Consider the following 12,663-nt stretch of genomic DNA (forward strand, 5'->3'; position numbering starts at 1 on the left):
TTTGGGGAACGACTCGAGTTTAGGACACTACCGGCCCCGCACCTAACGTAAATTCTCATTATTACGCGATTTAGTCAACGTATTGTCCAAGTCATAAATACGATCTTGGTCCCATTCGGTGGCCCATCCTGCGGTTTCCAAAATTGTAGACAAAAGCCCCGCAGTAAAACCCCAAATGATGTAATCGTTGATCCTAAAAGCGGGGCCATGCCATTGATTCCACCCCACCATCAGGCGGTTTGCGGGATCAATCAAGTCATAAACCGGGGCATCAAAAACCTCATCAGTTTCCCGCGGGCTCGCCACAGCAACTGGTGAAGGACTATGCCAATGCCCCAAAATTGGATAAACAGGGTACCCAGTGGCACGAATATGCACCTCTTTAAGCTGCGCCAATGGCGTTGCACTGCGCCGATCCAACCCAGTTTCCTCCCATGCCTCCCTAAAAGCACAGTCCACCGCATTCACATCGGTGGGATCTACGCGACCACCGGGAAAAGCAATCTGACCTGCATGCGAACGCATTGTTGGAGAGCGATGCGTTAATAACACCGAGGCGTCATTAGGCAGGTCAAAGGAGGTTTCCGAGCCAGCAAAAAGCATCAACACGGCAGCGCGTTTATCCGCATCCGAGGTATCTATAGGCTTGGCACCTGCCAGCGGATCACGCATTTTCCCAGCTTGAATACGTTCGATGAGGCGATGCATCCACACTGGCGCTTTATCCGGAGCTAAATCCACATTCTCACCCGGAAAATCATGAGGCAAATTGGGAAAATCCTGCATTAGAGCACCTCTGAAACAGCACTATCGAGGTCTTCCAAGCTGCTAAAAGGAGTAGTAAAAGTATCAATAACCTCGCCAGATGCAGAAACAACCACAGTGATTGGCACTACCGAAGGCAGCCCCAAGGTGCCCGCAAAAAGGTTGGAATCATCTTGATAGCTCGGCAAATTTACACCGAGATCTTCAAGCAGCGCAGCCCCATTGGCAGCATTGGTATCAGCATGCACACCAATCACATTGAGTTCCGGATGCGTCGCGGCAAACTCCGCAAAAATCGGCAGCTCATTACGGCAAGGCTCACACCACCATGCCCATAGATTCACCACGGTCGGCTTGTCATTACCCGCCCCATTTGCTCCGCCCAGGCACGGCAATTCCACACCTGCCACACCGGAGGCCACGCAATCAGGGCGCTGGGCAATAACGCTTGTCGACGTCCCCTCGCCCTGCCCCACAGCGGAGTCAGCGGAGGTGTCGGTGGCACCGCCACCTAAAAGACGTGGCAGCATAGCTACCAAAGCAGCGAGAATCACCACGACTCCAACGAGCGACCATTTTGCACTGCTTGTCATCTATTTAATCCCTGCCATTTTCAGCAGGTGCTCCCTATCATCACTCTTAATTAGTTTTTGGGCTTCTAAAGGATCAGCTGGTCCTGCAAGTCCAAAAGACGGACAATCCGCAGCCAGCATGCATGCTCCACAAGCTGCGCGTCGGCTATGGCATATTCTACGTCCATGGAAGATCAAGCGGTGCGAGAACATCGTCCATTCCGACTTCTCAATAAGGATGTTCATCTCCTGCTCGATCTTTACCGGATCTTCCAATTCCGTGAGCTTAAGGCGTCGCGCGAGCCTTCCAAAGTGGGTGTCCACCGTAATGCCTGGCACGCCAAAGGCATTTCCCAACACCACATTTGCCGTTTTGCGTCCCACTCCTGGCAGCTCCACCAGCTCTTCTAGGGTGCCTGGCACTTCCCCGTCATGCTGAGTAACCAGAGCCTGCCCCAAGCCCATGATTGAGGTTGCCTTATTGCGATAAAACCCAGTGGGGCGAATTAGTTCTTCTAACTCAGCACGATTAGCCTCGGCATAATCTTGGGCAGTGCGATAACGCGCAAAAAGTGCTGGCGTTACTTGATTAACCCGCACGTCAGTGCACTGCGCTGACAAAATTGTGGCCACGGTGAGCTCAAGAGGGTTAGTAAAATCCAACTCGCAGTGCGCATCTGGATAAGCGACTTCAAGGGTGCGATTAATGCGTCGAGCGCGTCTTTTACGCCCAATTTCAGTCTCTTTGCCCTTGGCTGCCAGGTGTGAGCCCACGCGGGGTCGCTTCTGCGGAGTTAAAGATCCCATATCCCACACATTGCCAGACCCTGAGGCACGCAGAAAATTTCTTCTTCACTAGAATGATCTGCATGACTGGTCTGCTTGTGGTGCTCATCCCGCTATTGTTAATGCTTTTTGCATTTTCTATGGAGCGAATCGAAGCCTCCCTGCTACACCCGCACATTGCCACAGATACTGAGGTAAAGTTAGCGAAGAACACTGGTAGCAAGGACAATACCGATACCGAGGGACAAGCAGAAGCTACAGCAGCCTAAGGCGAATGGAAATACCTTTGAAGGTTGAATTAGACTGTTAGCTCACTGTGAATATTAAATTCATGGTTGTTAAACTGTGACATTTTAGTCAAATGCACTAACGTGGTGACCAATCACATAGTAGAGTGGCCTTTGCCACATTACTTGATACCTCCCGTTAGGTATCGTCCAGATTCTAGTTAAATCTACGCACCTAAGGGTGATGCCACTCATCTGGGCTATTAACAAAATGTGTGCAAACGAAGGAGAAAACAGTGGAAGGTGTTCAGGAAATCCTGTCTCGCGCAGGAATTTTTCAAGGCGTTGACCCAACGGCAGTAAATAACCTTATCCAGGATATGGAAACCGTTCGATTCCCTCGCGGAGTAACCATCTTCGATGAGGGCGAGCCTGGCGACCGACTTTACATCATCACCTCGGGCAAGGTTAAGCTTGCCCGCCACGCTCCCGATGGACGTGAAAACCTGCTGACCATCATGGGACCTTCCGATATGTTCGGTGAACTCTCCATCTTCGATCCAGGCCCACGTACCTCCTCCGCAGTCTGCGTTACCGAAGTTCATGCAGCAAGCATGAACTCGGAAATGTTGCGTAACTGGGTAGCCGATCACCCTGCGATTGCAGAGCAGCTGCTGCGCGTGCTGGCTCGTCGCCTGCGTCGCACCAACGCTTCCCTAGCGGACCTGATCTTCACCGACGTTCCTGGCCGCGTTGCCAAGACCCTACTGCAGCTAGCAAACCGCTTCGGCACCCAAGAAGCAGGCGCTCTGCGCGTGAACCACGACCTCACTCAGGAAGAAATCGCTCAGCTTGTGGGCGCTTCCCGCGAGACCGTGAACAAGGCGCTAGCTACCTTCGCACACCGCGGCTGGATTCGCCTTGAAGGCAAGTCCGTCTTGATTGTTGACACCGAGCACCTCGCACGACGCGCTCGCTAAAACATTCTGCACTTCAACCCCGGTGGGTTCTGGAATTTTTTCGAGGATCCACCGGGGTTTTGTGTTCAGCAAACGAGAAAGGGCATGTCATTGAACTTCAATGACATGCCTTTTAAATGGCTTTTAGGCTTTAGGCCCAGTCTTTAATTAAGAAGCAGCTGCTTCTTGTGCTTGCAGGTACTTGATAGCAACGTGGGTGGACTGCTCAGCAGCGCCACGCAGCACGGGATCGACATCATCGTAGATGGCGTCGATTAGGTGCTTCATGGATACGTCGCGGCCTTCATTAGCCCAGACCTCGCGGATCTGGTTGAGGCGTAGCTCGCGGCGCTCAATGTACTTGCGCGCAAAGCCAGCGACATTCTCGCCATCAGGACCATGTCCAGGAAGCAGTGGGACGTCAACGCCACGCTCTTCCAAAATGGCCAAGGAATTGAGGTATTCGCCCAGATCTCCATCGGTCTCGGAAATCATGGTGGTGTGGCGGCCAGCGATGGTATCGCCAGTGACAATGCCTTCCAGGGTGGATTCATGAGGAGTACCACTCCAGATGAAGAAGGACACAGAGTCACGAGTGTGGCCGGGGGTTGCCACTACCTCGATCTGTGGGGTGACACCGTCAATGGTGATGATCTCGCCGTCTACAAGCTGCTCACCGCGGGCGCAGTGGGTGGGATCCATTGCGCGTACCGGCGCTCCGGTGAGCTGGCGGAAACGAACCGCGCCATCAGCATGATCGTGATGGCGGTGAGTCAACAACACCAATCCGACCTCTTCTGCCTTGGAATTCAAGACATTAAGGTGGCCCTCGTCCTCTGGGCCTGGATCGATGACGATGCTCCGGGGGTCTTCAGGTGCCCGGATAACCCAAGAATTGGTGCCTTCCAGCGAGCTATAGCCTGGATTAGGGCACAAAACAACAGATGCGGACGGGGTGACCGGCCGCAATTGACTGTAAGCAGGATGCTCCATAGCTCATAGCTTAGCCGGTATGAGACATTTCGTAGAACTGGAGGTGAAAATTCAAATAAAAAAGATGTTCACGAAGGGATCCTTCGCGAACATCTTTGCGTCGAAAAGCGCGCTTTTAGGCAGCAACCTCGACGATAACCTCAACCTCGACTGGGGAGTTAAGGGGCAGCTCTGCGACGCCAACGGCGGAGCGAGCATGTGCGCCGGCCTCGCCGAAAATCTCCACCATAAGGTTGGAAGCGCCGTTGATTACTGCTGGCTGGCCACCAAAATCAGTGGTAGAAGCAACAAAGCCAACGATCTTGAGAACGCGGGTGACATTGTCAATGCCCACGAGGGCGTCGATCGCAGCAAGGGCATTTAGCGCGGCGGTGCGGGCATAATCGGCAGCATCCTCAGGGGAAACCTCGGCGCCCACCTTGCCGGTAGCAGGTAGTTGACCAGCAACAAAAGGAAGCTGTCCGGAGGTCCACACCTGGTTGCCGACCTGCACTGCAGGAACGTAGGCAGCCACTGGAGCAGCCACGGTTGGGAGGGCAATTCCCAGTTCAGCCAAACGCTCAGAATTGGTAGCCACGAGTTAAGCCACCTCGCGCTTCATGTATGCAACCAGATTTTCAGGGTTCATACCAGGCATGACGGAGACGAGCTCCCAGCCATCCTCACCCCAGTTATCAAGGATTTGTTTTGTAGCGTGTGTAATCAAAGGCACGGTGGCATATTCCCATTTAGTCATGGACAATATCCTACCGGGGCAAAGCTCAACAGTGGGATTTTCATGCCTGCGGGCAGGCTTTAAGCACCCCGGGGTGCGCCAACGACTGTTAAGCAGGTACTCAGCCGGTGCCGGAAAGATTAAAGCACAGCTTCCCTTAAACGGCAGGGATGTCTCCACCTTGGGCCAAGTACTCAGCCCAATTGGTGATATGTGGGTTTTTACGCAGCAGGGCGCGGCGCTGACGCTCGGTCAGACCACCCCACACGCCAAACTCCACCTTGTTATCCAAGGCATCGGCACAGCACTGCATGGCCACTGGGCAGTGCCGACAAATAGCTGCGGCGCGACGTTGAGCCGCCCCCCTGACAAAGAGAGCATCAGGATCGCCATTGCGGCACTTTGCTTGGGTGATCCACTCGCCGCGCTCCGTCTCCACAGCTGGGGACTGGTTATTATCCCTGGAAAAGGCGTTGTTGCGCTGTTCTGAAATAACAGACGTCATGACAATCTCCTCGGTAGACGCGGGGCGAACACTAAATACATTAGTAAGTGTAGTCACATGGTCAAATCAGTGTCTAATACATCACACCAAAAACCTAAAAGTCCTCTTCAATCAGCATTTATGCACCCCCTCTTGGGGATACAATTGTTCGGCATGCGCACAGTGTTCCCGCGTAGTTGCACTCACCCAGGCGGGTGACCGGGTTTAAGTAGACCCCCAGGGATGCTCGGGAATATGACCGGAGAAAGCACCCCAGACCAGCCCGCGAAACACGCACAACTAACCCGCACAGCGCCCACATACAGCTCTCAAGGCTTGCGCATAATGCACAAAACTAATCCGCTCGGGTTCACGAATGTGCCCTTAATCGCTAGGCTATTGGGGTGTCCATCGCAAATTCTCTGTCGAAGCTCATTGCATCCACTGTCGCCGCCGGCGTTCTTGGCGCCTTAGCCCTGGTGCCTTTAGCCAGCATTTCTGGCGTGGCGGTGGCTCGTACGGAAGATACGATGCAAACCAATTTGGCCGATCTGACAGATGGTCGTGGACCTGGTGTCACCACCATCACTGATTCCACCGACCAGCCCATTGCCTATATTTATGCACAACGGCGTTTTGAGGTCACCGGCGATCAGATTTCCCAGACCATGAAAGATGCCATTGTCTCCATTGAGGACCGCCGCTTTTATGAGCACGATGGCGTTGACCTCCAGGGCTTTGGCCGTGCGATCCTAACTAACCTTTTTGCTGGTGGCGTGGAACAGGGCGCATCCACGCTAAACCAGCAATACGTTAAAAACTTCCTGCTCCTTGTTGAGGCAGATGATGAAGCCGAACAAGCTGCAGCAGTGGAAACCTCCATCCCCCGCAAGCTACGCGAGATGCAAATGGCTTCCACCCTGGATGACACCTTAACCAAGGATGAAATCCTCACCCGCTATCTCAACATTGTTCCCTTTGGCAATGGTGCCTATGGCATTCAATCTGCAGCTCAAACCTATTTTGGGATTAATGCTTCAGAACTTTCCGTTCCGCAATCCGCCATGTTGGCAGGCATTGTGCAATCTTCCTCTTACCTCAATCCCTACACCAACCATGATGGTGTTTTTGAGCGACGCAATACGGTGCTAGGAGCAATGGCCGATTATGGCGCAATCACTCCCGAGGAAGCAGCTGCCTACCAGCAAGAACCCCTAGGTGTGCTTGACACTCCTCAAGGATTAACCAATGGCTGCATCGGCGCCGGCGACCGTGGCTTCTTCTGCGATTATGCGCTGCAATATCTTTCTGACCAGGGCATTACCCAGGATATGCTGGCCAAGGATTCTTATACCATCAAGCTCACCCTAGATCCCGAGGTCCAGGACGCTGCCCGCAGTGCGGTAAGCAGCTATGTTGACCCCAACACCTCAGGCGTTGCCGAGGTTGTTAACGTGATCAAGCCAGGCGAGGAATCTCATGACATTTTGGCCATGACTTCCTCCCGTAACTACGGCCTTGATCTTGAAGCTGGCGAGACCATGCTGCCGCAAACCGCTTCTTTGGTGGGCAATGGCGCCGGTTCGATTTTTAAGATTTTCACCGCTGCTGCCGCTATCCAACAGGGTGCAGGCTTGGACACAGTGCTGCAGGTACCAACTCGATATGAGGCACGTGGCATGGGTACTGGCGGTGCCGATAACTGTCCAGCCAACACCTATTGTGTGGAAAATGCTGGCACCTATCCTGCAACAATGACCCTGCAGGAAGCTTTGGCTAAATCACCCAACACGCCTTTTGTGAAGATGATCGAGCAGGTCGGCGTGGAAAATGTAGTTGACCTCTCGGTCAAATTGGGCCTACGCAGCTACGCCGAGGCTGGCACCTTTGATGGTGAATCTTCCATCGCGGATTATATGAAGGACCACAACCTCGGTTCTTACACTCTGGGACCAACTGCAGTGAACCCACTGGAGCTTTCCAACGTGGCAGCAACCATTGCCTCCGGTGGTATGTGGTGTGAGCCCAACCCTATTGTTAGCGTTCACGATCGTGATGGGAACGAAGTTTATATTGACCGCCCCGATTGCGAGCGTGCCATTGAAACTGAAACTGCCCAGGCCTTGACTGTGGGCATGAGCCAGGACATTGTTAGCGGTACAGCTGCCACAGCCGCTAGCCAATATAGTTGGACCCTGCCAACCGCCGCTAAGACCGGTACTACCGAGTCCAACCAGTCATCCTCATTTATGGGCTTTAACAGCAACTTTGCCGCGGTTCCTTATATCTACAACGATGGCACCAGCACTACCTCACTGTGCAGCAGCCCCGTCCGCCAGTGTGGCGATGGCAACCTCTTTGGTGGCAATGAGCCTGCTCAATCGTGGTTCGACATGGCAGTACGCGTACCAGAAGCGCAACAGGGAACCCTGCCCGCCAATAGCACGGCCTTCAAGCTCGGCACCGCCGGCGAACTACTCACCAAGGTTGTAGGTCAAACCGAAGCTGCAGCGCGCAGCGCCCTTGTCGCCGAAGGCTACAAGGTCACCACGCGTACCGCGAGCGGAACTGGTCAGGCGCGCGGCACCGTGGTCAGTGCAACACCGCAGGATGCAGTGCTTGTCGACGGGGCCACTGTGATTTTGAATATTTCAGATGGGTCCAGCCCAGCTCCTGTTGCCGTAGCACCAAATAATCCGGCCACAACAGCTCCGGCTACACCTGCTGCTCCGGCAGCCACAGGAGCAACTACCCTAGGCGACGTTTTGAATGACGCCATCGGACAGCTACTCGGAAATTAGTTCAAACGGCTCTTCACTGCGGTGGAGAGTCGTTTTCCATCTACACGGCCAGCAGCCTTTGCAGTGGCAGCCTTCATAATCTGGCCCATTTGCTTCATGGTGGCTTCGCCTCCAACCTCAGCAATCGCTTCGTCGATAAGCGCAGTTAGCTCTTCGTCGTCAAGCTGGGTGGGCTGATAAGCCTCAAGGATGGTTGCTTCCTTCAGCTCAGCGTCGGCCAGTTCCTGGCGACCATTTTCCGCATAAACATCGGCGGATTCGCGACGCTTCTTGATCTCGCGGGCGATGACCTTCAACACTTCCTCGTCATTGAGTTCGTGCTTGGAGCCGGTGGTTTCTTCCTGGGTCAATGCAGACAACAGCATGCGCAAGGTGCCGGTGGTGTCCTTGTCACGAGCCTTCATGGAGGTGGTGAGGTCTGCGCGGATTTTATCTTTTAGTTCACTCATATTTGCCAAGGTTACTCCCCAGGTAGTGTGGATAAGGTGTTAACTAACGCCAAGACCCTCGCACTATCCATCGCCGGCCTCGTGGGAGCCGGTGTGGGAATCGCCATTTGGGGCAATTCCGAACTGAGAAACTTCGAGCTCAAGACCCACACGCTGCCACTTTTAGAGCCCGGAACTCTGCGCGGCAAGAAGGAATTCCGCCTGCTCCACATTTCTGATCTGCATATGATTCCAGGTCAAGAAACCAAGCAGGCCTGGGTGTCTGCGTTGGATTCCCTGAACCCTGATCTAGTGGTGAACACCGGCGATAATCTCAGCGATAAAAAGGCCGTGCCCGATACCCTGCGCGCTTTGGGCCCACTCTTGGACCGTCCTGGCATGTTCATTTTTGGCACCAATGATTATTGGGCACCCAAGCCGGTGAATCCTTTTGGCTACTTGCTGGGCAAAAAGCGCCCGGTCAGCCATATCGATCTGCCTTGGGAATCCATGCGTGCTGCGTTTATTGAACGCGGTTGGCAAGACGCCACCCACAAGCGTCTGGAATTCCAAGTGGGATCCGTGCGTCTAGCGGCCGCAGGCGTGGATGATCCGCACCATAACCTCGATAAATATGAGGAAATCGCCGGTGCACCAAATCAGGATGCCGATCTCAGCTTGGCGTTGCTGCATGCCCCCGAACCACGGGTATTGGAGAAGTTCGCAGCCGATGGCTACCAGCTCTCACTTTCCGGTCACACGCACGGCGGTCAGCTCTGTTTGCCAGGAGGCCACGCGATCGTAACCAACTGTGGAATTGACCGTAAACGCGCCAATGGATTGCATAAATTTGGCGACATGTGGATGCATGTTTCCAATGGCTTGGGCACCTCTAAATTTGTGCCTTTTAGAATCTTCTGCCGCCCCAGCGCCACCTTGATCAAAATCACCGAAAAACCAAGCTAACCAATCTGAACTGCAGTTTTGGCCATAATCGGGGGCAGGACTATAGTGAATTTTTGCACCCCGGGATATGGCGCAGGTTGGTAGCGCGCGTCGTTCGGGACGACGAGGTCGCAGGTTCAAATCCTGTTATCCCGACCAATTTCCCACCACTATCTCAAGGTGGATTCTAGGTGGAAATAAAACCGGCATTCTCTGCTCAAAGCAGCAGACCATGCCGGTTTCGCTATTTTTTAAGAGGAGACCGGAGCGCGCCTTTGCTCCCATTTTCGATTCAGCCATTGCAGCACAAATCCAAAAGCAATGCCCAGGCTGGCGCCGAGAACTAATCCAATAAGTGGCTGATCTTGGAAGAGACGACCACCGGCATAACCTAGCAAAGTGCCTTGGGTTGCCCAGATGAAGGCGCCGATGGAATCCCATAATAAGAATCGTGGCCAGGAATAACTCACCGAACCCAAGATAATAGTGACAAACCACCTGGCCCAGGGGATAAATCTGGCAATAATAATGGTGGAAACATCACGTTCATTAAGGTTTTTGCGGGCCCAGGTCAGTGCTTTTCCACGACTGGAATCACCGGGCACGCGGTTGACGATTTTAATCAAGCGGGTGCCAAAGAAGTAGCAAATATTATCGCCGACGATCGCTGCTGCGGTGGCAATGCCGATGATTCCCAAAATATTAGGAATTCCGCTGGATCCGGACCAGGCCCCCGAAAGCGAAAGGATGGTCTCACTGGGGATGAGTGGGATGATGCAGTCAATAATCACAACAAGCGCCAGAATTGGATAAAAAAGTGGCGCTGTCATGAGGGTTTCCACCCAAGTCACCAGCTGATCTGTCAACGGTTTTCCTTCTTGTGTTTAAACACCTTTTAATAGAAGTTCGATCATAATGATTAAAGCTGGCAGATAGTTGTGAAAACGGGTGGGCGTCGAAAAGCGCCTTTTTGGTTTTTAAAAATTCTCATATTCATTTCATCTTGAGCTTGCACAATAAAAGTCACAAGAACTTTTAAGGAGTGCACCTCATGAAATCCCTGCCCCGCTTTGCACCGCTGCTGGCGATTTTGGTCTTGTTGGTGCTTGTCGCAATTGGCGGCACCGCACTGGCCAATAATTCTGCGGTTCCCAATGTGGATGCTGAACCTGCAACCCTCACGCTCAGCCCCACCCCACCAAGTTCCAACACCCCACCGGCGAGCACCAGCTCCACTTCCGATCAGACAACAAACCCACAGTCCACCACACCCCAGCAGGCTGGCGTATTGCCACAAAACCCACAGGAAAGCTCCGCACCCCCGGCACCTCAGGTACCTCAGCAAGCTCCACAGCCTGCGCCGCAGCCAGTCCCGCAGGTCCCCTTGAATTATCAGTATTATGACGATGACTGGGACGACGGTTACGACACCGATGATGACTACGACAGTGACGGCGACGATGATGCCTATGGAGACGATGACTAAGCGCCTATGATTTCGCCCGAAAACACCCCTCATAAAACACCCGCCTCTCTCCGGTGGCGGATTGTTTTGTGGATGACGGCAGTTGTTTTTCTTACCTTGAGCAGCGTGGTGCTCATTACCCGTTCAGTGCTGCTGAGCGAGGCTACTGCCACTGCGAATGCTGCGGTTGAGCAAGAAATTGAGGAGTTTAGGCGATTTAGCGCCGAGGGCACAGATCCCACCTCTGCCCGGGCTTTTGAGTCCTCACATCGGCTTATTGAGGTGTATCTTTCCCGCCAAATACCCGATGAAAATGAAGCTATTTTGGGTATTTTCCCAGGCGAGTTGATGCAGGTGGATTTTTCGCAGCTTAATGGCGCGCATCCACCGCCTTTGGAACATTCTGAAGGACTCATCCAGGAGATAATCGGTTCCACCGCCAGCTCTGGTGTGTTTGAGGATCCCCAACGCGGCACGACGCATTGGGGCAAGGTCTCTTTTAGTAGTGAAGGCAGCGCTACCGCCGGGGTCTTTGTGGTTGCATATTTTGCGCAGTCCCAAAAAGAACAGGTAGATTCCCATATCCGCACCTTGGTCTTTATTGGCATTGGCGGTTTGGCAGCGTCCTTTTTGATTGCCTGGATTATTGCCGGTCAGATCATTGCGCCGATTCGCAAACTCCGCGCAGTTGCCTCGGAAATTAATGATTCTGATTTAACGCGCCGTGTTCCAGTAGAAGGCGGAGATGAAATCGCCCAGCTGGCCAGCACTTTTAACGCCATGCTTGATCGCATCGAGGCCGCATATAGGCAGCAGCGGCAATTTGTTGACGATGCCGGCCATGAGTTGCGCACGCCAATCACAGTGGTCCGAGGGCAGCTTGAATTGATGGATTCCGCCACTCCAGAGGAACAGGCTCGCTCCATCGAATTAGCAACCACTGAGCTGGATCGCATGGCGCGCATGGTGAATGATCTATTGACCTTGGCGGTGGCAGATTCAGGCGAATTTATTCACCCCTCCCCCACCGATGTCACTGACCTCACCATCGATATTGAGGATAAAGCGCGCAGCATTAGTGATCGCATCTCCCTGGTTGATGCAGCTGAAGGTCTAGTAAACCTTGATGAGCAGCGCATTACTGAAGCCATTCTTGAGCTTTATGGAAATGCACTGAGATATAGCGAGCACACCGTTGACCTCGGTTCAGACTTCCGTGGCGTCGGCCCCGAGCGAGTATTTAGAATCTGGGTCCGCGATACCGGTCCCGGCATTGAAGCAGAAGAGCAGGAAGCACTATTTAATCGCTTTTCCCGTGGCACCCGGCCCGCCGGTGCTAAAACTTCCCGACATTCAGGCGCTGGCCTGGGCTTATCTATTGTCCAAGCTATTGCCCAAGCCCATGGTGGCACGGCCTTTGTTAATTCGACCCCCGGACTGGGTTCCATATTTGGCCTAGAAATCCCGGCACCTGCCAACACAGCAAACAACACAGCAACCAACGCACCCACAGAGGACTGAAA

The 12,663-nt window shown here is 53.5% G+C and carries 15 protein-coding genes and 1 tRNA gene; 7 read left to right on the forward strand and 9 right to left on the reverse strand.

What is annotated here, in order from left to right:
- Nucleotides 1-42: 42 nt before the first annotated feature.
- The 3 genes from SFC07_RS04775 to nth are packed head-to-tail and all read right to left on the reverse strand — an operon-like array spanning nucleotide 43 to nucleotide 2,144.
- Nucleotides 43-786: an NUDIX hydrolase gene (locus tag SFC07_RS04775; protein WP_411207093.1), complete on the reverse strand. Its 744-nt coding sequence runs from the start codon at nucleotides 784-786 to the stop codon at nucleotides 43-45.
- Nucleotides 786-1,358 carry a TlpA family protein disulfide reductase gene (locus SFC07_RS04780; RefSeq protein ID WP_411207094.1) on the reverse strand — a complete coding sequence of 191 codons (573 nt, stop codon included), beginning with the start codon at nucleotides 1,356-1,358 and terminating at the stop codon, nucleotides 786-788. The genes SFC07_RS04775 and SFC07_RS04780 overlap by 1 nt, the downstream gene beginning before the upstream one ends.
- Nucleotides 1,359-2,144, reverse strand: a complete 786-nt coding sequence (gene nth, locus SFC07_RS04785; RefSeq protein WP_411207095.1) for an endonuclease III — start codon at nucleotides 2,142-2,144, stop codon at nucleotides 1,359-1,361.
- A 62-nt stretch (nucleotides 2,145-2,206) separates the two neighbouring features.
- On the opposite strand from nth, the gene SFC07_RS04790 reads away from it, so the two are divergent.
- Nucleotides 2,207-2,392, forward strand: a complete 186-nt coding sequence (locus SFC07_RS04790; protein ID WP_411207096.1) for a hypothetical protein — start codon at nucleotides 2,207-2,209, stop codon at nucleotides 2,390-2,392.
- A 254-nt stretch (nucleotides 2,393-2,646) separates the two neighbouring features.
- A complete protein-coding gene (gene glxR / locus SFC07_RS04795; protein WP_411207097.1) occupies nucleotides 2,647-3,330 on the forward strand; it encodes a CRP-like cAMP-activated global transcriptional regulator GlxR in 684 nt (227 codons plus the stop codon).
- 147 nt (nucleotides 3,331-3,477) lie between these two features.
- Here the strand turns inward: glxR and SFC07_RS04800 are convergent, their stop codons facing one another.
- The 4 genes from SFC07_RS04800 to SFC07_RS04815 all read right to left on the reverse strand — a co-directional run bounded on the left by SFC07_RS04800 (nucleotide 3,478) and on the right by SFC07_RS04815 (nucleotide 5,522).
- Nucleotides 3,478-4,302: an MBL fold metallo-hydrolase gene (locus SFC07_RS04800; protein WP_411207098.1), complete on the reverse strand. Its 825-nt coding sequence runs from the start codon at nucleotides 4,300-4,302 to the stop codon at nucleotides 3,478-3,480.
- Between the two features lie 115 nt (nucleotides 4,303-4,417).
- A complete protein-coding gene (locus SFC07_RS04805) occupies nucleotides 4,418-4,879 on the reverse strand; it encodes a RidA family protein (RefSeq protein ID WP_411207099.1) in 462 nt (153 codons plus the stop codon).
- A gap of 3 nt (nucleotides 4,880-4,882) precedes the next feature.
- Entirely contained in the window at nucleotides 4,883-5,038 is a 156-nt protein-coding gene (locus SFC07_RS04810) for a DUF4177 domain-containing protein (RefSeq protein ID WP_411207100.1), read from the reverse strand.
- A 136-nt stretch (nucleotides 5,039-5,174) separates the two neighbouring features.
- The gene (locus SFC07_RS04815; RefSeq protein WP_411207101.1) at nucleotides 5,175-5,522 is read right to left on the reverse strand and encodes a WhiB family transcriptional regulator; all 348 of its coding nucleotides are present in this window, start codon (nucleotides 5,520-5,522) and stop codon (nucleotides 5,175-5,177) included.
- Nucleotides 5,523-5,905: 383 nt separating this feature from the next.
- Between SFC07_RS04815 and SFC07_RS04820 the strand changes: the two genes are divergently transcribed.
- Complete coding sequence (locus SFC07_RS04820; RefSeq protein WP_411207102.1) at nucleotides 5,906-8,302, forward strand: transglycosylase domain-containing protein; 2,397 nt, start codon at nucleotides 5,906-5,908, stop codon at nucleotides 8,300-8,302.
- On the opposite strand, the gene SFC07_RS04825 is transcribed toward SFC07_RS04820, so the two are convergent.
- Entirely contained in the window at nucleotides 8,299-8,751 is a 453-nt protein-coding gene (locus SFC07_RS04825) for a GatB/YqeY domain-containing protein (RefSeq protein WP_411207103.1), read from the reverse strand. The two genes, SFC07_RS04820 and SFC07_RS04825, sit on opposite strands and share 4 nt — an antisense overlap.
- A gap of 27 nt (nucleotides 8,752-8,778) precedes the next feature.
- On the opposite strand from SFC07_RS04825, the gene SFC07_RS04830 reads away from it, so the two are divergent.
- On the forward strand, nucleotides 8,779-9,696 hold the full coding sequence (locus SFC07_RS04830; RefSeq protein ID WP_411207104.1) for a metallophosphoesterase: 918 nt from the start codon (nucleotides 8,779-8,781) through the stop codon (nucleotides 9,694-9,696).
- Nucleotides 9,697-9,757: 61 nt separating this feature from the next.
- A tRNA-Pro gene (locus SFC07_RS04835) sits at nucleotides 9,758-9,834 on the forward strand.
- 92 nt (nucleotides 9,835-9,926) lie between these two features.
- On the opposite strand, the gene SFC07_RS04840 is transcribed toward SFC07_RS04835, so the two are convergent.
- Entirely contained in the window at nucleotides 9,927-10,541 is a 615-nt protein-coding gene (locus SFC07_RS04840) for a DedA family protein (protein ID WP_411207105.1), read from the reverse strand.
- Nucleotides 10,542-10,726: 185 nt separating this feature from the next.
- Between SFC07_RS04840 and SFC07_RS04845 the strand changes: the two genes are divergently transcribed.
- Both SFC07_RS04845 and SFC07_RS04850 read left to right on the forward strand, forming a co-directional pair.
- Nucleotides 10,727-11,161 (forward strand): hypothetical protein, encoded by a 435-nt coding sequence (locus tag SFC07_RS04845; protein WP_411207106.1) that lies wholly within the window; start codon nucleotides 10,727-10,729, stop codon nucleotides 11,159-11,161.
- A gap of 6 nt (nucleotides 11,162-11,167) precedes the next feature.
- Nucleotides 11,168-12,661 carry a sensor histidine kinase gene (locus tag SFC07_RS04850; RefSeq protein ID WP_411207107.1) on the forward strand — a complete coding sequence of 498 codons (1,494 nt, stop codon included), beginning with the start codon at nucleotides 11,168-11,170 and terminating at the stop codon, nucleotides 12,659-12,661.
- Nucleotides 12,662-12,663 lie beyond the last annotated feature (2 nt).

Source organism: Corynebacterium callunae, from assembly GCF_046592015.1.
GTDB classification, from domain to species: Bacteria; Actinomycetota; Actinomycetes; order Mycobacteriales; family Mycobacteriaceae; genus Corynebacterium; species Corynebacterium callunae_A.

Bases quoted from the DNA above. Each gene is read 5' to 3' on its own strand.
- SFC07_RS04780 (WP_411207094.1), bottom strand. From the start codon at position 1,358: ATGACAAGCAGTGCAAAATGGTCGCTCGTTGGAGTCGTGGTGATTCTC.
- SFC07_RS04790 (WP_411207096.1), top strand. From the start codon at position 2,207: ATGACTGGTCTGCTTGTGGTGCTCATCCCGCTATTGTTAATGCTTTTT.
- nth (WP_411207095.1), bottom strand. From the start codon at position 2,144: ATGGGATCTTTAACTCCGCAGAAGCGACCCCGCGTGGGCTCACACCTG.
- SFC07_RS04850 (WP_411207107.1), top strand. From the start codon at position 11,168: ATGATTTCGCCCGAAAACACCCCTCATAAAACACCCGCCTCTCTCCGG.
- SFC07_RS04810 (WP_411207100.1), bottom strand. From the start codon at position 5,038: ATGACTAAATGGGAATATGCCACCGTGCCTTTGATTACACACGCTACA.
- SFC07_RS04775 (WP_411207093.1), bottom strand. From the start codon at position 786: ATGCAGGATTTTCCCAATTTGCCTCATGATTTTCCGGGTGAGAATGTG.
- SFC07_RS04815 (WP_411207101.1), bottom strand. From the start codon at position 5,522: ATGACGTCTGTTATTTCAGAACAGCGCAACAACGCCTTTTCCAGGGAT.
- SFC07_RS04800 (WP_411207098.1), bottom strand. From the start codon at position 4,302: ATGGAGCATCCTGCTTACAGTCAATTGCGGCCGGTCACCCCGTCCGCA.
- SFC07_RS04845 (WP_411207106.1), top strand. From the start codon at position 10,727: ATGAAATCCCTGCCCCGCTTTGCACCGCTGCTGGCGATTTTGGTCTTG.
- SFC07_RS04825 (WP_411207103.1), bottom strand. From the start codon at position 8,751: ATGAGTGAACTAAAAGATAAAATCCGCGCAGACCTCACCACCTCCATG.